Origin of the sequence: Klebsiella sp. DY2415, from assembly GCF_026314315.1 — a bacterium.
GTDB classification, from domain to species: Bacteria; Pseudomonadota; Gammaproteobacteria; order Enterobacterales; family Enterobacteriaceae; genus Klebsiella; species Klebsiella ornithinolytica.
In genome coordinates this window covers 2,193,960-2,216,446 of record NZ_CP111115.1, presented here as the reverse complement: position 1 = coordinate 2,216,446, position 22,487 = coordinate 2,193,960, and the positions used below count along the sequence as shown (strand labels likewise).

Below are 22,487 nucleotides of genomic sequence, written 5' to 3'. Positions count from 1 at the left end.
CGGTGGGGCAAGCGTCGCCTGCCCCACGTATTGCCATTAATGTTTGATAATATAAAGGTTTTTAACGTAGATATTATCTAACGGGTCTTTACCGGTATAGCCACCCACCCACGGTTTAACCAGACGGGCGTTGACGTAATAGAAGACCGGCACGATCACAGAATCTTTATCGAGCTGCTGTTCTGCTTGCGCATACAGATCGGCACGCTTCGCGTCATCATTCGTTTGTAATGTTTCGGCGATGATTTTATCGAAAGCCGGGCTCTTATAATGAGAGGTGTTATTTGAGCTGTCGCTCAGCATGGTATTCAGGAATGAGGTCGGTTCGTTGTAATCCGCACACCAGCCGGCACGCGCCACGTCGAAGGTCCCCTGATGACGATTATCGAGGAAGGTTTTCCATTCCTGATTTTCCAGCTTGACGTTAGCACCCAGGTTTTTCTTCCAGATGGACGCCACGGCAATAGCCAGTTTTTTATGCAGATCGGAAGTGTTATACAGTAAATTAAAGGTCAGCGGTTTATCGGCGGTATATCCGGCTTCCGCCAGCAGTTTTTTCGCTTCTTCGTTACGCTTGTCCTGAGACCAGGTAAACCACTCTGGTTTGACAACCTTCATGCCATCGGTATACGGCGGTGTATAGCTATAGGCCGGCAGGTCGCCCTGATTCTTCACTTTATTAACGATAATATCGCGATCCAGCGCCATTTTCAGCGCGGTACGAACGCGGGCGTCGGTAAACGGTGCTTTCTGGTTATTAATTTCGTAGTAATAGGTGCAGAGATACGGGTCAACATGGACTTCTTGCGGGATCTCTTTTTTCAGCTTCTGGAACAGTTCAATCGGCATGTTGTTATAGGTCATGTCGATTTCGCCGCTGCGGTAGCGGTTAACGTCGGTCACTTCGGAAGAAATCGGCAGGTAGGTCACCTGATTAATGACGGTCTTCGCGTTATCCCAGTATTGCGGATTACGCTCAAGCACAATACGTTCGTTAACGACCCAGTCTTTCAGCTTATAAGCGCCGTTGGTCACGATATTGGCAGGCTGGGTCCATTTCTCGCCGTATTTTTCGATAGCGGCTTTTGGCACCGGAGAAACGGATGGGTGAACGAGGAGTTTATAGAAATAAGGAACCGGTTCGCTCAGCGTCACTTCGAAGGTTTTATCATCAATCGCTTTGACGCCCAGATCGGTGATCGGCTTTTTGCCCGCGATAATGTCATCAACGTTCAGCAGGTGGCCATATTGCAGGTAGCTTGCGTAAGGTGAAGCGGTTTTGGGATCCGCCAGACGCTGCCAGCTATAAACAAAATCTTGCGCGGTAACCGGCGTGCCATCGGACCATTTGGCATCTTTGCGCAGATGGAAGGTCCAGACTTTAAAATCTTTATTATCCCAGGATTCTGCGGCCCCAGGGATCGGATGGCCTTGAATATCGCCAATCACTAACCCTTCAAACAAATCGCGGTTAATGTTGGATTCCGGAACGCCTTCAATTTTATGCGGGTCCAGGGATTGCACTTCTGCGCCGTTATTACGTACCAGCGATTGTTTATCCGCCAGCTGCACCCCTGCAGGTACATCCGCTGCCATGGCAACATTCGCGGTAATTAGCGCAGACAAAATCCCCGCGGCTACCAGACTTTTTTTGGTGATGATGGTCATTGTGTTGTTACTCCATTCATTATAATTACTGGCTATTTAACCAGCCTGTTTTTTTCCCCTTACGGGATTCTGTACAGTGCAGGAGTTTATGCTGCTGTCAGACGTTACTGCTTGCTATCACCGACTTATTTATTACGGCCGCTCAAACGGCGACCTTGGCGTCGATTCTTTTATCCCCTGTTGCGGGGCGTTTTCAGCCGTAATGAGTTATTTAATAATAATTCTCATTTACGTGTATTATTCAGTTAGCGATCACGGCGGAAAGTACCAAAAGGCCATCTCATCCGCCAATGCAATTTGCAAATATGTTACCGGATTCTCTTTTATGGTTTTCTCTGCGCCGCTATCTTGCCCTGTCTTTCGGCGTGAAAATCATTAAAGAATTTAGTTTTCATACAGATACTGTCAACAGCCCGTTATGGGTGTCTTAGAACCACGCGAAGATGCATTTTTGTACGAAAATTTAACAATCGGTTATTATTTAGCACATTCATCTGCCCCGGTTATGAAATTACTAATATCATTTCAATTATGCGACGGCAAGCACCAGAGAATGATGTGAAGAAAATAACAGTGGCGGAGGGGGGATAAAAAGAGAGGAGACGTTCGATAATTTGCACAACAATTTGATAAATAAGAACATTTAAAGGTATTACAGAAAACTATCTTGTACCGCCTTTTCCGCTTTATGGATATGTTTTGCTAATAATGAAGCAAACGCGGAGCGCTGGGCTCCGCATCGCGCAAGCGCGTTTAACTCACCAGGCCGGGAAACAGCGCTTTTATTCCGGTGACGATAAACTCAATCCCCAGCGCCATCAGCAACAGCCCCATAATACGCGTGATGACGTTGATGCCGGTCTGCCCTAACAGGCGCACCAGCCATGGCGCCATGCGGAAAATCCCCCAGCAGCATAAGGCAAACAGGGCAATGGCAAGGGAGAACCCTAAAAGGTAGGTTACCGTGTGGTAGCGCGTTCCCCAGACGATAGTCGAGCTGATTGCGCCCGGCCCTGCCATCAGCGGCAGCGCCAACGGCACGACGCCAATACTTTCACGAATTGCGGTTTCCGATTTTTCCTGCTTGTTTTGTTTGTCCTCGCCGAGTTTGCCGCTGATCATCGACATCGCAATCGTCACGACCAGGATCCCGCCGGCAATACGGAATGAATCAATAGAGATGCCGAAAATTTGCAAAATCGAGTCACCGAGAAACAGCGACGTCAGCAGAATGATGGCGACCGAAAGATTCGCCGTCAGGTTGGTCTTATTGCGGATCACCGCCGTCTGATAACTGGTCATACCAATGAAGACCGGGATGATGCCTACCGGGTTAACCAGCGCAAATAACCCGATGAAAAACTTGAAGTAGGTTGAAAAATCAAACAACGGTAGAGTCACAGTGCGCTCCGCAGCATCATTAAAAATGGCTGTTGACAGTTAGCCACATAAAATATTCGCGCAGAAGATACGCTTTTTAGCAGCATAATTCATCTCAAATATACGTATAGCGGCGACAAAATGGCATGTTATATATTTGTTTCCCCCGGTTACTTATTCACTTAGTTTGCATACCAATTATTACACTTGATTTGACCGGTCAAAAAACAGACTGCTGAAAGGTGTCAGCTTCGCGCAAACTTGATCTAAATCACGTAAATTATACTCAGAAGTGAGTAACCTTGTTGACACCAAAAGAGTGCAGCATAGCGGTACCTGAGAATCAAAAAGATCAAGCTTCTTTAGTAAATCAATGAAGCCAGCGGCGCCAGAAACGGCACCTTAACATTTAGATGCAAGCTGTTAACAGCCTGTCTATACTGTCGAATCGAGCTACTGATTTACTAAAAAAGTTTAACATTATCAGGAGAGCATTATGGCTGTTACTAATGTCGCTGAACTTAACGCACTCGTAGAGCGCGTAAAAAAAGCCCAGCGTGAATATGCCAGTTTCACTCAAGAACAAGTTGATAAGATCTTCCGTGCCGCCGCTTTGGCCGCCGCAGATGCTCGAATCCCTCTCGCAAAAATGGCCGTAGCCGAATCTGGCATGGGCATTGTCGAAGACAAGGTTATCAAAAACCACTTCGCTTCCGAATATATCTATAACGCATATAAAGATGAAAAGACCTGCGGTGTTCTCTCTGAAGACGACACTTTCGGGACTATCACCATCGCCGAACCTATCGGTATTATCTGCGGTATCGTTCCGACGACTAACCCGACTTCCACAGCAATCTTCAAATCACTGATCAGCCTGAAGACGCGTAACGCGATCATCTTCTCTCCACATCCGCGTGCGAAAGATGCGACCAACAAAGCGGCAGATATCGTGCTGCAGGCCGCTATCGCTGCAGGCGCACCGAAAGATCTGATCGGTTGGATCGACCAGCCTTCCGTTGAGCTGTCTAACGCGCTGATGCATCACCCTGACATTAACCTGATCCTCGCGACCGGCGGTCCAGGCATGGTTAAAGCAGCCTATAGCTCCGGTAAACCGGCTATCGGCGTGGGTGCAGGTAACACTCCGGTTGTTATTGATGAAACTGCAGACGTTAAGCGCGCGGTCGCTTCCGTACTGATGTCTAAAACCTTTGATAATGGCGTTATCTGTGCGTCTGAGCAGTCAGTCGTTGTTGTTGACTCTGTCTATGACGCCGTTCGCGAGCGTTTCGCCAGCCACGGCGGCTATCTGCTGCAGGGCAAAGAGCTGAAAGCCGTTCAGGACATCATCCTGAAAAATGGCGCACTGAACGCGGCAATCGTAGGTCAGCCGGCATACAAAATTGCTGAACTGGCAGGCTTCACCGTTCCGGCTACCACCAAGATTCTGATTGGTGAAGTGACCGACGTTGATGAAAGCGAGCCGTTTGCTCACGAAAAACTGTCTCCGACGCTGGCGATGTACCGCGCGAAGAACTTCGAAGATGCTGTTGATAAAGCTGAAAAACTGGTTGCGATGGGCGGTATCGGTCATACCTCTTGCCTGTACACCGACCAGGACAACCAGCCGGCTCGCGTTGCCTACTTCGGCCAGATGATGAAAACCGCACGTATCCTGATTAACACCCCGGCTTCTCAGGGTGGTATCGGTGACCTGTACAACTTTAAACTCGCGCCTTCCCTGACTCTGGGTTGTGGTTCCTGGGGTGGTAACTCCATCTCTGAAAACGTTGGTCCGAAACACCTGATCAACAAGAAAACCGTTGCTAAGCGAGCTGAAAACATGTTGTGGCACAAACTTCCGAAATCTATCTACTTCCGTCGTGGCTCACTGCCAATCGCACTGGATGAAGTGATTACTGATGGTCACAAACGCGCGCTGATTGTGACTGACCGCTTCCTGTTCAACAACGGTTATGCAGACCAGATCACCTCCGTGCTGAAGGCATCCGGCGTTGAGACTGAAGTCTTCTTCGAAGTTGAAGCTGACCCGACCCTGAGCGTAGTACGTAAAGGTGCGGATCTGGCTAACTCCTTCAAGCCGGACGTTATCATCGCCCTGGGCGGTGGTTCCCCGATGGATGCCGCGAAAATCATGTGGGTAATGTACGAACATCCGGAAACCCACTTCGAAGACCTGGCGCTGCGCTTTATGGACATCCGTAAACGTATCTACAAGTTCCCGAAAATGGGCGTGAAAGCGAAGATGATCGCCGTCACCACCACTTCCGGTACCGGTTCTGAAGTTACGCCATTCGCCGTTGTTACCGACGATGCAACGGGTCAGAAATATCCGCTGGCTGACTACGCGCTGACTCCGGACGTCGCGATTGTTGATGCTAACCTCGTGATGGATATGCCGAAGTCCCTGTGTGCTTTCGGTGGTCTTGACGCCGTGACTCACGCCCTGGAAGCCTATGTTTCCGTACTGGCATCTGAGTTCTCCGACGGCCAGGCTCTGCAGGCGCTGAAACTGCTGAAAGAGTACCTGCCAGCGTCCTACCACGAAGGTTCTAAGAACCCGGTAGCACGTGAACGTGTGCACAGTGCAGCAACTATCGCCGGTATCGCGTTTGCTAACGCCTTCCTCGGCGTATGTCACTCCATGGCGCACAAACTGGGTTCTCAGTTCCACATTCCGCACGGCCTGGCTAACGCCCTGCTGATTTGTAACGTGATTCGTTACAACGCGAATGACAACCCGACCAAACAGACTGCATTCAGCCAGTACGACCGTCCGCAGGCACGCCGCCGCTACGCTGAAATCGCGGACCACCTGGGTCTGAGCGCACCGGGCGACCGTACCGCAGCGAAAATTGAAAAACTGCTGGCATGGCTGGAAAGCCTGAAGGCTGAACTGGGTATTCCTAAGTCTATCCGTGAAGCCGGCGTACAGGAAGCTGACTTCCTGGCCCACGTTGACAAGCTGTCTGAAGATGCATTCGATGACCAGTGCACCGGCGCTAACCCGCGCTATCCGCTGATTGCCGAGCTGAAACAGATTCTGCTGGATACCTTCTACGGTAACGAGTTCAGCGAAGGTGAAACTGCCGCGAAGAAAGAGACCGCAGCAGCGCCAAAAGCCGATAAAAAAGCGAAGAAATCTGCTTAATCGACTCTGATAACGCTGGTAAAAGCCCCATCTCCGGATGGGGCTTTTTTTTATCTCATTCCGGTAGAGCATGACCGGATAAGCGATCGCAAACGCTTTTTCCTGACGCGCATTGCGACCTGGATATCTACGCTAACGCTGTTGGCGGTTTGTTTTCGGCGGCACGGCAGCCTGGTCAGGCTCATTACGCCCTCATGCCGTTGATACCAGGTCAGGAGAAGCCCGTCGCGGAGAATCGTCAGCAGCAGGCGTGCCAGGCATAACCCGTTCCGGGGAAAGGTCAGGACATCGGTTCACAGTAAAGAGACGCAGCAGGCGCCATACAGGCGCCTGGGTGGGGAATGATGTGGACGATTAGCAGGGGCGATGTTTACTCTGCACCCGGGTCAGCGAGCCTTCACTTAACGCCTCTTTATAATGTTTACGGCAAACGGAAACATAGCGCTCATTCCCGCCAATCACGACCTGCTCGCCTTCATTATATGGCCGACCTTCCTGATCGAGACGCAGCACCATGCTCGCTTTACGTCCGCAGAAGCAGATCGTTTTTAATTCAACCAGCTTATCGGACCACGCTAATAAATACTGACTGCCAATAAACAACTCGCCACGGAAATCCGTACGCAGGCCGTAACACAACACCGGAATATCCAGCCGATCGACGACCTCAGACAATTCATGTACCTGCTCGCGGGTCAGAAACTGACTCTCATCCACCAGGACACAATGAACAGGCTGTTGCGCATGCTCGGCCGCAATATCGCTAAAGAGCGAGCTCTGAGGGTTAAACAGGCGGGCTGGCGAGGAGAGACCAATTCTTGAACTGACCTTACCTGAACCAAAGCGGTCATCAATCTCGGCGGTATAAACCAGGGCACGCATGCCTCGCTCTTGGTAATTGTATGACGACTGTAACAAAGCGGTCGACTTACCTGCATTCATTGCAGAATAGTAGAAATAAAGTTGAGCCATCGGCTGCATCACCCCAATCAGTGTGTTTTATCGCGGCAAAATTGTAGCATATTTTCCCGTGCTATCCCCCCTTTCAGCATGGGTATAGCGGCATACGCTATGTCCGTCCCCCCTGCTGATAGATTACGCTTTTTTAATTGAATGCAGGTGCCGGCAATTTGTACAGCCCCCCTGGCTGGCGCCCGGCGATTGTCCTTTTGTGCGAATCGTAGCATGAGCCAACCCGCTATAACGTTTTTTGCTCACCAGATTATATTAAAGATTGCCGTTACTAATACGCTAATACTCAAGAGGGATATTTATCCCTGCAAAGTATAATTTTACTCCCGGCCAGCAGAGAAAAGCATACTATCTCAGGGTTTTAGCGCAGGATTCGGGTCAGGCTATAAGCAAAAAAGATGTGAAGTCGCACGTAGAATTTAACTTAAATTAATTAATTGCTGCGACAAATAACAAGTAATTTTGAATTCCTTACATTCTCCCCTATTGCACATCCGATTATATCGCTCTATTATTAGTCCAACAAACCACCCCACAATATAAGTTTGAGATTACTACAATGAGCGAAGCACTTAAAATTTTGAACAACATCCGTACTCTTCGTGCGCAGGCAAGAGAATGCACCCTTGAAACGCTAGAAGAAATGCTGGAAAAATTAGAAGTTGTCGTTAACGAACGTCGCGAAGAAGAAAGCGCTGCAGCTGCAGAAATTGAAGAGCGTACTCGTAAACTGCAACAATACCGTGAAATGCTGATTGCAGATGGTATTGACCCGAACGAACTGCTGAGCACCATGGCGGCAGTCAAAGCGGGTACTAAAGCTAAACGCGCTGCGCGTCCGGCTAAATACAGCTACGTTGATGAAAACGGCGAAACCAAAACCTGGACAGGTCAAGGTCGCACCCCGGCAGTGATCAAAAAAGCCATGGACGAGCAGGGTAAAACCCTGGACGATTTCCTGCTGTAATCGAGCATCTGTATTTGAAAAATCCCGCTTCGGCGGGATTTTTTTTATCTGCCGCCCGGCGATATAAAAAAACCGGGAAACGAAATTCGCTCCCGGTTTATCATTAAGCAGAAAACGATTACTTAGCTACTGCTTTTTCCAGCCAGGCTTTAAAATCTGCGCCGAGGGATTTATGGCGCACGCCATATTCCACAAACGCTTGCATATAGCCCAGTTTATTACCGCAGTCGTGGCTCTTACCTTTCATATGATAGGCTTCAACGGTCTCTTTCTCGATCAGCATGTCGATCGCATCGGTCAGCTGGATTTCATCCCCGGCTCCCGGAGGTGTTTTTGCCAGCAGCGGCCAAATGTCTGCGCTCAGCACGTAGCGACCGACGACAGCAAGGTTAGACGGCGCCACATCGGCTTTCGGCTTCTCAACCACACCCACCATCGGGACGCTTTCGCCCGGCTGCAGGGATTCGCCTTTGCAGTCGACAACGCCATAGGCGGTAACATCAGCAACAGGCTCAACCATAATCTGGCTGGATCCTGTTTCATCAAAACGGGCGATCATTTCGGCCAGGTTATCACGGGAAAGATCCGACTCAAATTCATCCAGAATAACGTCTGGCAGAATAACCGCGACCGGCTCGTCACCCACCACCGGATGCGCGCACAGTACCGCATGACCCAGACCTTTAGCCAGCCCCTGACGGACCTGCATAATGGTGACATGCGGCGGACAAATAGACTGAACCTCTTCCAGAAGCTGACGTTTAACACGTTTTTCCAGCATCGCTTCCAGTTCAAAACTGGTATCGAAATGGTTTTCGATAGAGTTTTTAGACGAATGGGTCACCAGAACAATTTCAGTAATTCCGGCTGCGATGCATTCGTTAACAACGTACTGAATTAAAGGCTTATCTACCAGTGGCAGCATTTCTTTCGGAATAGCCTTGGTGGCGGGTAGCATCCTGGTACCTAATCCCGCAACCGGGATAACAGCTTTTCTTACTTTAGAATTAAGGGCAGCCATTGAAATCTCCTGGACTGTTCGTTTTTTAAACTTTTCGTTAATAATAACGTGTCGAGTATATCAGTCCACTCAGGCAAACCTGGTCTGAAAAGGTTTGTGTTCCCTCGAATTAGGACTTTACTTATAAAACGCAATGATAGTACCACCGCAAAAGATTACCCGGTAATCCTACCAGCTTAAAAAAACCGGTAATTGTTCATTCCGCAGACAACATCAGTCGCAAACGCCCTCCGGCCCCCCAAATTTGGCACTGCCATGATGCGCAGCGCTGGCTAATTTGGTTGAGATAAGCGTTACCCAATGTCCCTAACGGAACGCCATTGCTAATCTGAATTTGATGTTCTCCGGTATTGAGTGTGCCATTCAGACCTGCGGATACCAATATCAAATTTTTCAGACCGCTATGGTAATAACCCACCAGCAATGGAAACTGCCCAGGTAAATTGGCCTGACGGAGTAATTGGTTAACCTGTTTTAACAGGCTCCCCATTTCCGGCAGGCGCTGCCCCTGATGGGCCAGCTGCTCCTGAAGCAATCCATTAAACAAAGCCCGCAGCAACAGCGCCGCAAGCACCCCATTATCTCCTGCTCGTGTGACATCCAGACAATAGAATGCCAGATCATTTTCCGATAATGGCGCAATATCGAGCACCAGACCGGGTTTATCCGCCGACACCAGCTGACGATAATGGATACGGCACTTCGAAATTTCTTGCTGTACGGGAGGCTGAAGCTCCTGCAGTAGCCTTGACGCTGCGGTAGGGTCGCTAACCAGCGCATCCCAGTCCTCAAACAACCGCTCTTCTTCCTCAACCCGCGAGTTGAACATATTGGGATACAGACAGGCATACACCGTTTCCCGCAGGCGGTTGAAATCTTTTACCGGCTTTAGCAACACATCCTGGACGCCAAGGCGCAACGCTTTGGCAATGTCGGCCATATTTTCCGTTGCCGAAATCATCAGAATCGGCAGTTTTTCGCCCCGGTTGCGCAGCTGCTCCACCAGCTCAAGACCATTCATTCGCGGCATAGAGATGTCGCAAATCATCAGGTCGGGTTTGGACTCGGCCATTTTCTGGAGTGCTTCCACGCCATCCCCCGCCTGAACCGTTGTCGCGCCCAGTGAGGTTAGCCAGGAGTGCAAGAGTGAGCGGAAAACGGCTTCGTCTTCAACTATCAGAATCAGTTTTCCCGCCAATGGCTGCGTCATGATCTCTCCTCTGGCTGACGATAGTTAAATAGTGGCATGCAATTCACACTATCGCCTGTCAGAATTTACTTAAGTCCTGGTTAAATGGCGTCACACCGCGGTGCGCACCAAGGGTAGTAGCTCATCCATCTTCTTTTCAACCGCCTGATGTCCGGCGGCAATCGCCTCCCCGGCACGATGAAAATCAAGCGTGGATATTTGTGGGCAAAAAGGCTGTAGCAGAATATCGGGAGGATCGCCCGCCATACGATTGCGTTTCAGGCGATTTTCCAGCACCTGAATAGAGGTCGACATAATCTCCATCGCCGTTGGCGTCGCCGCGCGGCGGGAGGTCATTCCGCTCAGACGCGCGCGAATCCTCGCATGCCAGGAAAAATCTTTGTCTTCTTCAGGCTGAGGTTTTTCAATTGACCACAAATCCTGCTGCATCAGGTGCGCATCGTGCTGTAAGTCGACGGCAATCACGATATCCGCCCCCAGCGCGCGCGCCAGGGAAACCGGAACGGGGTTGACCACCGCGCCATCGACTAGCCAGTAGCCATTATGCATAACCGGTGACATCAGGCCCGGCATGCTGCAGGAGGCGCGCACGGCCTGGTGCAAATCGCCCTCGGTAAACCACAGTTCGCGCCCGGTGCTTAAATTAGTCGCCACCGCAGCAAAGCGACGGTCGCAGCGCTCAATATCGGAGACGGGCAATACCTGTCGAAAGCGGTTGAATACGCGCTCACCGCGCAGCAGTCCACCGCGACGCCAGGAAAGATCCATCAATCGCAGCACGTCCCAGTTGCTAAAAGAGGAGACCCATTTCTCAAGGACCGGAAGCCGGTTGCAGGCAAAGGCGGCCCCCACCAGCGCACCGATTGAACATCCTGCGACGATATCAATTTCAATGCCCGCGCGCTGTAGCGCTTTAATCGTCCCGATATGCGACCATCCGCGGGCAGCTCCCGCCCCTAACGCCAGACCAATTTTAAGCTTTCTCATTATGACCGGTATACTTCCTTCCACTCCGAGCATGGCATCATTGCCACAGCTCAGTTAACATAAAACACTTTGGCGCCGATGCGCCGTGATTCTTTTTCCATGGAGGCCGATTTGTCGCCATTATGCCCTTGTGGCAGCGCTCTGGAGTATAGCTCATGTTGTCAGCGATATCTGAGCGGCTCGCTGCCCGCACCGGATCCCTCACAGCTGATGCGATCCCGCTACAGCGCGTTTGTCATGAAGGATGCCGATTACCTGATCGCCACCTGGCACCCTTCCTGCCAGCCGCAGCACTTCCGGGACGATCTGGAAAAGGGGTTCGCTAAAACACAATGGCAAGGCTTAACCGTATTTGCTACCGATGAAGGCCGTCACCCCGACGAGGGTTTCGTCAGTTTCATCGCGCGATATCACGACGATAACCGCCCCGGCGCGATTATTGAACGTTCCAGATTCTTAAAAGAAAATGGACGGTGGTATTATATCGACGGCACACGACCGCTGATTGGTCGTAACGACCCCTGCCCTTGCGGTTCAGGTAAAAAATTTAAAAAATGCTGCGGCCAGTAAAGCTGGCGCCGGCAATAGCAAACACTACAGGATTTTCCTCGCGATGCATTCATTACAACGTAAAGTACTACGCACCATTTGCCCTGACCAGAAAGGACTCATCGCGCGTATCACGAATATTTGTTACAAGCACGAGCTGAATATCGTGCAGAACAACGAGTTTGTCGATCACCGTACCGGTCGCTTCTTTATGCGTACCGAACTGGAAGGTATTTTTAATGATGCCATTCTGCTCGCCGACCTTGATAGCGCGCTGCCGGAAGGCTCTATACGCGAACTGACGCCCGCCGGCCGCCGTCGCGTGGTGATCCTGGTCACCAAAGAAGCGCACTGTCTGGGCGATCTGCTGATGAAAGCCAACTATGGCGGCCTGGATGTTGAGATTGCGGCCGTCATCGGCAATCATGAAACCCTGCGCTCGCTGGTCGAACGTTTTGATATCCCGTTCCAGCTGGTCAGTCACGAAGGGCTGACGCGCGAAGAACACGACAAGCTAATGGGCGATGCCATTGAATCCTACGCGCCGGATTATGTGGTGCTGGCGAAGTATATGCGCGTTCTGACGCCGGAATTCGTTTCCCGCTTCCCGAACCAGATTATCAACATTCATCACTCCTTCCTGCCAGCCTTTATTGGCGCCCGTCCTTATCATCAGGCCTATGAGCGCGGCGTGAAGATCATCGGCGCTACCGCCCACTACGTTAATGACAACCTGGATGAAGGCCCGATCATTATGCAGGATGTTATTCATGTCAATCACACCTATACGGCGGAAGATATGATGCGAGCGGGCCGCGATGTGGAAAAGAATGTGCTGAGCCGCGCGCTGTATCAGGTTCTGGCCCAGCGCGTGTTTGTTTACGGCAACCGAACGATTATTCTTTAATCGATAATGAAATGAACTGGTTAGCATTGCGTCTTTACGCGTAAATTTCAGGCAACCAGTTTAATTTTATCAACGGAAAGCTTTACAGGGGCGCATCATTTGATATGATGCGCCCCGCTTCCCCAGAAGGAAGCAGGCCAGTATTAAGCATTGCCCCGTGGTGGGGTTCCCGAGCGGCCAAAGGGAGCAGACTGTAAATCTGCCGTCATCGACTTCGAAGGTTCGAATCCTTCCCCCACCACCATTATTCACCACAGCAACGTGGTAACCCCGGTAGGCCTTAGCGAGGTTTGCACTTATCGGGAAGGGTGAGAACCTTCGACCGAGGTTCGACTCGAGCAAAAGCGAGAGAACGTTGCCGCAGGCAACGGCCCGAAGAGTGAGGCGCGAAGCGACGAATAATCCTTCCCCCACCACCATTATTCACCACAGCAATGTGGTAACCCCGGTAGGCCTTTGCGAGGTTTGCACTTATCGGGAAGGGTGAGAACCTTCGACCGAGGTTCGACTCGAGCGAAAGCGAGAGAACGTTGCCGCAGGCAACGGCCCGAAGAGTGAGGCGCGAAGCGATGAATAATCCTTCAACCACCCTCAAAAGTATTACGCTCAAGTAGTTCATACCCCTGGCGGGGTTCCCGAGCGGCCAAAGGGAGCAGACTGTAAATCTGCCGTCATCGACTTCGAAGGTTCGAATCCTTCCCCCGCCACCATCGCTTTCCTGCGACTTATTCATTATATCCATCTCGTTTGCACCATATTCTGCCCGTGCAGGGAAGGATGAGAAGCTTCGACCAGGTTCGATTCGAGCGCAGCGAGAAAGCGTTGCCGCAGGCAACGACCCGAAGGGTGAGGCGCGAAGCGACGAATAATCCTTCCCCCGCCACCATCGCTTTCCTGCGACTTATTCATTATATCCATCTCGTTTGCACCATATTCTGCCCGTGCAGGGAAGGATGAGAAGCTTCGACCAGGTTCGATTCGAGCGCAGCGAGAAAGCGTTGCCGCAGGCAACGACCCGAAGGGTGAGGCGCGAAGCGACGAATAATCCTTCCCCCGCCACCATCGCTTTCCTGCGACTTATTCATTATATCCATCTCGTTTGCACCATATTCTGCCCGTGCAGGGAAGGATGAGAAGCTTCGACCAGGGTTCGATTCGAGCGCAGCGAGAAAGCGTTGCCGCAGGCAACGACCCGAAGGGTGAGGCGCGAAGCGACGAATAATCCTTCCCCCGCCACCATCACTTTCCTGCGACTTCTTCGTTATACCCATCTCGTTTGCACTATATTCTGCCCGTATGGGAATTAGCTCCGCATCAAGCGAAACGGTTAACTCATTGATGCTGCTATGCAGGTGACGTTACATCGGCGGCAGACGGCGGGTTACCGGCGAGCTTTTTACTATCGAAGTATTACACTGGGCATGCTCGGCCAGACCATCCAGCAGGGTATCAAGCTGCGCAATATCCCGCACCACCAGGCGCATCACAAAGCAATCCTCGCCCGTGACATTGTCACATTCAATGCATTCTGGCATTGCCTGGATATATTTATCGACCTTCTGCAGCAAGCCCGGTAGCGGTCTGACGCGAACCAGCGCCTGTAGGGTATAACCGAGCGCCGCAAGGTTAACCCGGGCGCCGTATCCCTGAATCACCCCGCGCTCCTCCAGTCGCTTCACCCGCTCTGCGGTACTGGGTGACGTCAATCCCACCCGCGCGCTCAACACCTTGAGCGATATACGCGCATCTTCTGCCAGACAGGCCAGAATGGCGCGATCGATATTATCAATTAAGTGTTCCATTCGTTTTACCTGATAAATAAAAGCAATACTCGTCTTTTACCTTAGATCATGCATGTCAACCTGTCAGCAGATTAACGACAATATCGGCATCATCACGGAGGTAGAAAAATGGCACATACAGTAACGGGCGTCTGGCAAATGAGTCTGGCGATGATCATTTCGGGTTCGATCGGCGCCTTCGTTTTACTCTCCGGCTTGCCGGTTATCGATGTGGTCTTCTGGCGTTGCCTGATTGGCGCCCTGACCTTACTGGGGTTTATCTCTTTCAGCCGACAGCCGTTCAGCCAACTCACGCGGCTAACGCTACTGCTGGCGATCCTCGGTGGCATCGCGCTGGTCATTAACTGGCTGCTGCTGTTTGCCGCTTACGCCCGAATTTCGATTGGCATGGCTACCGTGGTGTATAACACTCAGCCGTTTATGCTGGTACTGATGGGAATGCTGACAGGCGAGCGGGTGACGCTGATTAAATGGGGCTGGCTAACGTTGGCTTTTTTCGGCGTGGTCGTCCTGCTCTCCAGCGAGCTGATGCAGGCTCATGGTAGCCAGCTGGCTACGGGTATTGCGCTGGCCCTTGGCGCCGCCTTTTTCTACGCCTTGACTGCGATGATCGCCCGCAAGCTGCGTCCGCTTCCGCCTCAGCATATAGCCTTTATTCAGGTTATCGTCGGGACAATCATGCTGCTACCGCTGGTTCACGCCCCCGATTTCACCGCCGCGTTCCCCTGGCATTACCTGCTGATTCTGGGCATTGTGCATACCGGCATTATGTACCAGTTGCTCTATAGCGCGATTCAGAAACTGCCGACGCCCATAACCGGTACGCTCTCCTTTATCTATCCGCTTGTGGCGATGGTTGTCGATTATCTGCTCTTCCATCATGCGCTGACGCCGGTGCAGTTGGTCGGAGGCCTGCTGATTCTGTTTGCGGCGGCGGGAAATAATCTCGGCTGGGGCGACAGGCTGGCGTCTGGCCACAAAAAACCCCGCCAGAGCGGGGTATAATTCTGCCGGACCGGGCGATCAGCGGCGGGCGCGGACTATCTGATATCTGCGCGTCAGGTATTCTACCGGCACGCTCCAGATATGTACCAGACGGGAGAACGGGAACAGCAGGAACAGCGTCATCCCCAGCACCAGGTGCATACGGAAAATAAAGGCGACGCCGTCCAGGTATGCGGACGCCCCGCCGTGGAACGTCACCACGGACTGTGCCCAGTTCACCAGCTTCATCATTTCGCTGCCATCCATATGCCGGGCGGAGAACGGAATAGTCAGCAGGCCCAGCGCACACTGGAGAATCAGCACGGAGAGCACCAGAATATCGGCACCGGTCGTGGTTGCCCGTACGCGCGGGCTGAACAGACGACGTTTCAGCAACAGCACGCCCCCCACCAGACACATCACGCCGGAGGCGCCGCCGGCAAACATCGCCATTTTCTGCTTCACTTCCAGCGGCAGCCACGCTTCATACATCCAGTGCGGCGTCAGCATCCCAAGGAAGTGTCCGGCGAAAATCCCCAGAATCCCGATGTGGAACAGGTTAGACGCCAGATTCATCCCTTTGCGATCCAGCATCTGACTGGAGGCGGCGCGCCAGGTGTACTGTCCGTAATCGTAGCGCAGCCAGCTCCCAATCAGGAACACCGCTCCGGCAATGTAGGGATAGATGTCAAAGAAGAACATATTCAGGAAGTGCATTATTGCTGTCCTCCGTTAGAGATATTCAAATATTGCGGGGCCACGGCTCCGGCAAAACGACGCTGGTGAGCGGCGATATCGGACTCACCGCAGCCTTGATCGGCAAAGAATTTCACCTGTTCTTCTTCCCAGACGGCATCCAGCGCCTGCGGCGTATCGTCACGCGCTTCATCAGCGATTTTTTCCGCAACTTTCGCTTCATCTAGCGCACTGTTTGCCAGCTTCAGCAGCTGTTCAAACAGAACGGCATAGCGGCTTTCACGCTGCTGCAGACGCGCGCAAAGCAGCGCCAGAATCGGCGCGATATCCTGCAGACCGCCAATGGCTTCGCTCTCCGGCAGCTGCGCGAGATATTCCAGATACAGCGGCAGATGATCGGGCAGCTCGCGGCTGTCGAGCACCAGACCGTGCTGCTCATACTGGTTCAGCAGATCGACCATCGCCTGCCCGCGGTCACGAGATTCGCCGTGCACGTGCTCAAACAGCAGCAGCGAGGTTGCGCGCCCCCGGTCAAACAGTTCGCTGTAGGCGGCCTGGGCATCCAGCAGATCCTGCGCGGTTAAATCACGCAGGAAGACGCCCAGGGCCTGGGCATCCGCTTTTTCCAGTTTCTCTGACGTAGCCAGAACGTCGAAGAGTTCATTTTGATGCTGCCATAAGTCCGCATCCGGGTACTCAAGCAGACGTGAAACAACCACGAGTTCGATCATGCGTGCGGCTCCGTTTTGCTGGTCACATCCACGGCATCGATGCGGCGGCTGTTGAACAGGTTGAAGGACGAATCAGACCCGTGACAGCCGTCACCGAAGCTAAAGCCACAGCCGTTTTTCTCCGGGAAGGCTTCGCGCGCCAGCTCACGATGGCTGCTCGGCACCACGAAACGGTCTTCGTAGTTGGCAATCGCCAGATAGCGGTACATCTCCTGCGCCTGCGCTTCGGTCAGCCCGACCTCTTCCAGCGCCCGCGTATCGATAACCCCATCGACGGTTTCCGTACGTTTGAAGTGACGCATCGCCAGCATGCGTTTCAGCGCCAGCAGCACCGGCTGGGTATCGCCTGCGGTCAGCAGGTTGGCCAGATACTGGACCGGGATACGCAGGCTTTCGACATCCGGCAGGATGCCGTTGCTGCCCAGTTCCCCCGCATCGGCGGCGGACTGGATCGGCGACAGAGGCGGCACATACCAGACCATCGGCAGCGTGCGATATTCCGGGTGCAGCGGCAGAGCCAGCTTCCAGTCCATCGCCATTTTATAGACCGGCGATTTTTGCGCCGCATCAATGACGCTCAGCGGAATGCCGTCTTTCTGCGCCTGCTCAATCACTTTCGGATCGTGCGGATCGAGGAACACGTCCAGCTGACGCTGGTACAGGTCTTTCTCGTTCTCGGTGCTGGCCGCCTGCTCAATCGCATCCGCGTCGTACAGCAGCACGCCAAGGTAACGAATACGCCCGACGCACGTCTCAGAGCAGACCGTCGGCTGACCCGCTTCAATACGCGGGTAGCAGAAGATACATTTCTCGGATTTGCCGCTCTTCCAGTTGAAGTAGATCTTCTTGTACGGGCAGCCGGTAATACACATCCGCCAGCCGCGGCATTTGTCCTGATCGATCAGCACAATGCCGTCTTCTTCACGTTTGTAGATAGCGCCGCTCGGGCACGTTGCCACGCACGCCGGGTTGAGGCAGTGCTCGCACAGGCGCGGCAGATACATCATGAAGGTGTTTTCGAACTGGCCGTACATCGCTTTCTGCATGTTCTCGAAGTTTTTGTCTTTCGACAGCTTCTCGAACTCACCGCCCAGATCGTCTTCCCAGTTCGGGCCTTTCTCGATCTTGTCCATCCGCTGACCGGTAATCAGCGAGCGCGGACGCGCGATGGGCTGCGCTTTGCTGTCTGCCGGCGCGTTGTGCAGCGTCTGGTAGTCAAAATCAAACGGCTCGTAGTAATCGTCCAGACCCGGCAGATGCGGGTTAGCAAAGATTTTACCCAGCAGCAGCGCTTTGTTACCCATGCGCGGCACCAGCTTGCCGTTGATCTTACGGATCCAGCCGCCCTTCCATTTTTCCTGATCTTCCCAGTTGGTCGGGAAGCCGGTACCGGGCTTGGTTTCAACGTTGTTGAACCACGCGTACTCGGTTCCTTCACGGCTGGTCCAGACGTTTTTGCAGGTCACTGAGCAGGTATGACAGCCGATGCATTTATCGAGATTCAGCACCATGCCGACTTGTGAACGAATTTTCATTTTACGCTCTCCTGTACCTGGTCATTGCCTTCGCCATCCAGCCAGTTAATGTTCTTCATCTTACGGACTACTACGAACTCATCGCGGTTAGAACCGACGGTGCCATAGTAGTTAAAGCCATATGCCAGGTGCGCATAGCCACCGATCATATGGGTCGGTTTCGGCGTAATACGCGTCACCGAGTTATGAATACCGCCGCGCTGCCCGGTAATTTCTGACCCCGGCAGGTTTACGATACGTTCCTGCGCGTGGTACATCATGGTCATCCCGGCCGGCACACGCTGGCTCACTACCGCTCGTGCGGTCAGCGCGCCGTTGTTGTTGAAAACTTCAATCCAGTCGTTGTCTTCAACCCCAATCTCTTTGGCATCTTCTTCGCTCATCCAGACGACCGGCCCACCGCGACCTAAAGTCAGCATCAGCAGGTTGTCGCTGTAGGTGGAGTGAATGCCCCATTTCTGGTGCGGCGTGAGGAAGTTCAGCGCCTTCTCCGGGTTGCCGTTGGACTTCTCTCCCATCACCGATTTCACCGAGCGGGTGTCGATCGGCGGACGGTACACCAGCAGGCTTTCACCGAAGTCGCGCATCCACTGATGATCCTGATAGAGGGACTGGCGACCAGAAAGCGTACGCCACGGAATCAGCTCATGAACGTTGGTATAACCGGCGTTGTAGGAGACATGCTCGTCTTCCAGGCCAGACCAGGTCGGGCTGGAGATAATCTTGCGCGGCTGCGCCTGAATATCACGGAAGCGGATCTTCTCGTCTTCTTTGTTGAGCGCCAGGTGAGTATGGTCGCGACCGGTAAATTCGCTCAGCGCCGCCCAGGCTTTCACCGCCACCTGGCCATTGGTTTCCGGCGCCAGCGTGAGGATCATTTCTGCCGCGTCAATCGCCGTATCCAGCATCGGCTGGCCTTTTGCCGGGCCGTCCGCCTTGGTGTAGTTGAGCTTACGCAGCAGGTCCATTTCGCTCTGGGTGTTCCAGGCGATACCTTTGCCCCCGTTACCGATTTTCTCCATCAGCGGACCGATAGAGGTGAAGCGTTCATAGGTTGCCGGGTAGTCGCGCTCAACCGGAATGATATGCGGCGCGGTTTTACCGGGAATCAGGTCGCACTCGCCTTTTTTCCAGTCCTTGACGTCCAGCGGCTGCGCCAGTTCGGCGGCGGAGTCGTGCTGAATAGGCAGCGTAACCACGTCGGTTTCTTTACCCAGATGACCGACGCAGACTTCGGAGAATTTCCTCGCGATGCCTTTGTAGATTTCCCAATCGCTTTTCGATTCCCAGGCCGGGTCGACGGCGGCAGACAGCGGGTGAATAAACGGATGCATATCCGAGGTATTCATGTCGTCTTTTTCGTACCAGGTGGCGGTCGGCAGCACGATGTCAGAATAGAGACAGGTGCTCGACAGACGGAAGTCCAGCGTCACCACCAGATCCAGTTTGCCGTCGAGGCCGTTATCTCGCCACTCCACCTCTTCCGGCTTCACGCCGCCCTGCTTGCCCAGATCCAGCCCCTGAATACCGTGCTCGGTACCCAGCAGGTACTTCAGCATGTACTCGTGGCCTTTACCGGAGGAGCCCAGCAGGTTGGAACGCCAGATAAACAGGTTGCGCGGATGGTTTTTGCCGTTTTCCGGCTGCTCCGCCGCAAAGCGAATCGAGCCTTCTTTCAGGGATTTAACGGTGTAATCCACCGCGCTCATGCCAGCTTTTTTCGCCGCATCGGCAATGCGCAGCGGGTTGGTGCCCAGCTGAGGCGCCGACGGTAACCAGCCCATGCGTTCCGCGCGTACGTTGAAGTCCAGCATGTGGCCGCTGTAGCGCGACTTGTCCGCCAGCGGCGACAGCAGCTCCTGCGCGGTGACGGTTTCATAACGCCACTGGCTGGAGTGGTTATAGAAGTAAGAGGTGCTGTTCATGTGACGCGCCGGACGCTGCCAGTCGAGTGCAAACGCCAGCGGCTGCCAGCCGGTCTGCGGACGCAGTTTTTCCTGGCCCACGTAGTGCGCCCAACCGCCGCCGCTCTGGCCGACGCAGCCGCAGAAGACCAGCATGTTGATCAGACCACGATAATTCATATCGAGGTGGTACCAGTGGTTCAGACCGGCACCGACAATGATCATCGAACGACCGTGGGTCTTATCGGCGTTATCGGCAAATTCACGCGCGGTACGAATGATGTGCGCGCGGGAGACGCCGGTAATTTTTTCAGCCCACGCCGGGGTATACGCTTTAAGATCGTCGTAGCTGGTTGCGCAGTTTTCATCGTTGAGGCCGCGATCCAGACCGTAGTTGGCCATGGTCAGATCGTAGACGGTAGTCACCAGCGCGGTGGTGCCATCCGCCAGCTGCAGGCGTTTCACCGGCAGCTTGTGCAGCAGAATGTTTTCCAGTTCAACGCTGGCGAAGTGTTCGGTGCCGTCACCGCCGAAGTACGGGAAGCCAACCTGCGCCACATCGTCGTGGCTGCCGAGCAGGCTCAGGCGCAGTTCAACCTCTTCGCCGGTGGTACCATTACGCTGCTCAAGGTTCCATTTCCCTTTTTCACCCCAGCGATAGCCGATAGAGCCGTTCGGCGCCATCATTTCACCTTTTTCATCAAAGGCGACGGTTTTCCATTCCGGATGTTCTTCCTGGCCCAGACCATCCACCAGGTCGGCCGCGCGCAGCATGCGGCCCGCGGCGTAATAGCCGTCTCGCTCTTCCAGCATCACCAACATCGGCATATCGCTGTAACGGCGAACGTAGTCGGTGAAATACTGGCTCGGTTTATCGAGGTGGAATTCGCGGAGCATGACGTGGCCCATCGCCAGCGCCATCGCCGCATCGGTGCCCTGCTTCGGCGCCAGCCACAGGTCGCACAGCTTGGCGATCTCGGCGTAGTCCGGAGTAATCGCCACGGTCTTGGTGCCTTTATAGCGAACTTCGGTGAAGAAGTGCGCGTCCGGCGTACGGGTCTGCGGTACGTTGGAGCCCCAGGCGATAATGTAGCTGGAGTTATACCAGTCGGCTGATTCAGGGACGTCGGTCTGCTCGCCCCAGGTCTGCGGGGAGGCCGGCGGCAGATCGCAGTACCAGTCATAGAAGCTGAGACAGGTGCCGCCAATCAGCGACAGATAGCGCGCGCCGGAGGCATAGGAGACCATCGACATCGCCGGGATTGGCGAGAAGCCGGCCACGCGGTCCGGGCCGTAGGTTTTGACGGTGTAGACGTTAGAAGCCGCGATCAGCTCATTCACTTCCTGCCAGGAGGAACGAACGAAACCGCCGCGCCCACGCGCCTGTTTGAAGCTTTTGGCTTTATCGGCGTCTTCAATAATGGATGCCCAGGCATGCACCGGATCTGAATGCTGCGCTTTCGCTTCGCGCCACATTTTCATCAGCCGTTTGCGCATCAGCGGATACTTCAGACGGTTGGCGCTGTAGAGATACCAGGAGTAGCTGGCGCCACGCGGGCAGCCGCGAGGCTCGTGGTTTGGCATATCCGGGCGAGTACGCGGATAGTCGGTCTGCTGGGTTTCCCAGGTGACGAGACCGTTTTTAACGTAAATCTTCCAGCTGCATGAGCCGGTGCAGTTTACCCCGTGAGTGGAGCGCACAATTTTGTCATGCTGCCAGCGCTGGCGGTATCCATCCTCCCAGTCCCGGTTGGTTTTTAGAAGCTGGCCATGCCCATCGGCAAAGGTTTCACCCTTCTGTTTGAAGTAGCGAAACCGGTCCAGGAATTTACTCATCGGGTTTCTCCTGTTTGGAGCCTGACGGCTCTCTGATAAATCGACATTGCTGGATTTGCAGCGAAGGTAACGCTATGAAAGAGGGAGAGAATTGATAACGATCAATGCGATAGGGCTTATAAATAGCCCCTCAAGCGACAAATACCTCCGAAGTGGTAGCATT

Annotated in this window: 16 protein-coding genes, 2 tRNA genes and 5 other RNA genes; 12 read left to right on the top strand and 11 right to left on the bottom strand. The window is 53.4% G+C overall.

The annotated features are described in order from the left end of the window. Positions 1-36 precede the first annotated feature (36 nt). Both oppA and OQV00_RS10285 read right to left on the bottom strand, forming a co-directional pair. A complete protein-coding gene (gene oppA / locus OQV00_RS10290) occupies positions 37-1,668 on the bottom strand; it encodes an oligopeptide ABC transporter substrate-binding protein OppA (protein ID WP_004863408.1) in 1,632 nt (543 codons plus the stop codon). Between the two features lie 753 nt (positions 1,669-2,421). Further along, positions 2,422-3,069 (bottom strand): YchE family NAAT transporter, encoded by a 648-nt coding sequence (locus OQV00_RS10285; protein ID WP_266280279.1) that lies wholly within the window; start codon positions 3,067-3,069, stop codon positions 2,422-2,424. Positions 3,070-3,544: 475 nt separating this feature from the next. Here OQV00_RS10285 and adhE point away from each other — a divergent pair, with 475 nt between their 5' ends. After that, positions 3,545-6,223: a bifunctional acetaldehyde-CoA/alcohol dehydrogenase gene (gene adhE / locus OQV00_RS10280; protein ID WP_004863415.1), complete on the top strand. Its 2,679-nt coding sequence runs from the start codon at positions 3,545-3,547 to the stop codon at positions 6,221-6,223. A 354-nt stretch (positions 6,224-6,577) separates the two neighbouring features. Here adhE and tdk read toward each other — a convergent pair whose 3' ends face one another. Beyond that, a complete protein-coding gene (gene tdk, locus OQV00_RS10275) occupies positions 6,578-7,195 on the bottom strand; it encodes a thymidine kinase (protein ID WP_266280277.1) in 618 nt (205 codons plus the stop codon). Between the two features lie 559 nt (positions 7,196-7,754). Here tdk and hns point away from each other — a divergent pair. After that, positions 7,755-8,162 carry a histone-like nucleoid-structuring protein H-NS gene (hns, locus tag OQV00_RS10270; RefSeq protein WP_004863421.1) on the top strand — a complete coding sequence of 136 codons (408 nt, stop codon included), beginning with the start codon at positions 7,755-7,757 and terminating at the stop codon, positions 8,160-8,162. A gap of 118 nt (positions 8,163-8,280) precedes the next feature. Here hns and galU read toward each other — a convergent pair whose 3' ends face one another. The 3 genes from galU to rssA form a co-directional block, all read right to left on the bottom strand. Beyond that, positions 8,281-9,183: a UTP--glucose-1-phosphate uridylyltransferase GalU gene (galU, locus tag OQV00_RS10265; protein ID WP_004863423.1), complete on the bottom strand. Its 903-nt coding sequence runs from the start codon at positions 9,181-9,183 to the stop codon at positions 8,281-8,283. Between the two features lie 196 nt (positions 9,184-9,379). Further along, a complete protein-coding gene (gene rssB / locus OQV00_RS10260; RefSeq protein ID WP_004863426.1) occupies positions 9,380-10,393 on the bottom strand; it encodes a two-component system response regulator RssB in 1,014 nt (337 codons plus the stop codon). 90 nt (positions 10,394-10,483) lie between these two features. Next, positions 10,484-11,380: a patatin-like phospholipase RssA gene (gene rssA / locus OQV00_RS10255; protein ID WP_004863428.1), complete on the bottom strand. Its 897-nt coding sequence runs from the start codon at positions 11,378-11,380 to the stop codon at positions 10,484-10,486. A 111-nt stretch (positions 11,381-11,491) separates the two neighbouring features. On the opposite strand from rssA, the gene OQV00_RS10250 reads away from it, so the two are divergent. From OQV00_RS10250 to OQV00_RS10210, 9 genes are all read left to right on the top strand, one after another. Then, positions 11,492-11,950, top strand: coding sequence for a YchJ family protein (locus OQV00_RS10250; RefSeq protein ID WP_032716493.1), 459 nt, complete (start codon positions 11,492-11,494; stop codon positions 11,948-11,950). Positions 11,951-11,993: 43 nt separating this feature from the next. Continuing rightward, the gene (gene purU, locus OQV00_RS10245) at positions 11,994-12,836 is read left to right on the top strand and encodes a formyltetrahydrofolate deformylase (protein ID WP_266280275.1); all 843 of its coding nucleotides are present in this window, start codon (positions 11,994-11,996) and stop codon (positions 12,834-12,836) included. 159 nt (positions 12,837-12,995) lie between these two features. After that, positions 12,996-13,080 (top strand) — tRNA-Tyr (locus OQV00_RS10240). 43 nt (positions 13,081-13,123) lie between these two features. Further along, a non-coding RNA gene (locus OQV00_RS10235) (RtT sRNA) lies at positions 13,124-13,255 on the top strand. Positions 13,256-13,298: 43 nt separating this feature from the next. Beyond that, a non-coding RNA gene (locus OQV00_RS10230) (RtT sRNA) lies at positions 13,299-13,430 on the top strand. Positions 13,431-13,461: 31 nt separating this feature from the next. Continuing rightward, a tRNA-Tyr gene (locus OQV00_RS10225) sits at positions 13,462-13,546 on the top strand. A gap of 46 nt (positions 13,547-13,592) precedes the next feature. Continuing rightward, positions 13,593-13,722: non-coding RNA, RtT sRNA (locus OQV00_RS10220), on the top strand. 46 nt (positions 13,723-13,768) lie between these two features. Beyond that, positions 13,769-13,898: non-coding RNA, RtT sRNA (locus tag OQV00_RS10215), on the top strand. 46 nt (positions 13,899-13,944) lie between these two features. Then, a non-coding RNA gene (locus OQV00_RS10210) (RtT sRNA) lies at positions 13,945-14,075 on the top strand. Between the two features lie 119 nt (positions 14,076-14,194). On the opposite strand, the gene OQV00_RS10205 is transcribed toward OQV00_RS10210, so the two are convergent. After that, positions 14,195-14,638 carry an Lrp/AsnC family transcriptional regulator gene (locus OQV00_RS10205; RefSeq protein WP_266280273.1) on the bottom strand — a complete coding sequence of 148 codons (444 nt, stop codon included), beginning with the start codon at positions 14,636-14,638 and terminating at the stop codon, positions 14,195-14,197. 108 nt (positions 14,639-14,746) lie between these two features. Between OQV00_RS10205 and OQV00_RS10200 the strand changes: the two genes are divergently transcribed. Beyond that, complete coding sequence (locus OQV00_RS10200; protein ID WP_004863441.1) at positions 14,747-15,643, top strand: DMT family transporter; 897 nt, start codon at positions 14,747-14,749, stop codon at positions 15,641-15,643. A gap of 18 nt (positions 15,644-15,661) precedes the next feature. On the opposite strand, the gene narI is transcribed toward OQV00_RS10200, so the two are convergent. The 4 genes from narI to OQV00_RS10180 are packed head-to-tail and all read right to left on the bottom strand — an operon-like array spanning position 15,662 to position 22,324. Beyond that, positions 15,662-16,339: a respiratory nitrate reductase subunit gamma gene (narI, locus tag OQV00_RS10195; protein WP_266280270.1), complete on the bottom strand. Its 678-nt coding sequence runs from the start codon at positions 16,337-16,339 to the stop codon at positions 15,662-15,664. Then, complete coding sequence (gene narJ, locus OQV00_RS10190) at positions 16,339-17,049, bottom strand: nitrate reductase molybdenum cofactor assembly chaperone (protein ID WP_004863449.1); 711 nt, start codon at positions 17,047-17,049, stop codon at positions 16,339-16,341. The genes narI and narJ overlap by 1 nt, the downstream gene beginning before the upstream one ends. Beyond that, entirely contained in the window at positions 17,046-18,584 is a 1,539-nt protein-coding gene (narH, locus tag OQV00_RS10185) for a nitrate reductase subunit beta (protein WP_015584094.1), read from the bottom strand. Before narH ends, narJ begins: the two co-directional genes overlap by 4 nt. Then, the gene (locus OQV00_RS10180) at positions 18,581-22,324 is read right to left on the bottom strand and encodes a nitrate reductase subunit alpha (RefSeq protein WP_032717155.1); all 3,744 of its coding nucleotides are present in this window, start codon (positions 22,322-22,324) and stop codon (positions 18,581-18,583) included. The genes narH and OQV00_RS10180 overlap by 4 nt, the downstream gene beginning before the upstream one ends. Positions 22,325-22,487: the final 163 nt, after the last annotated feature.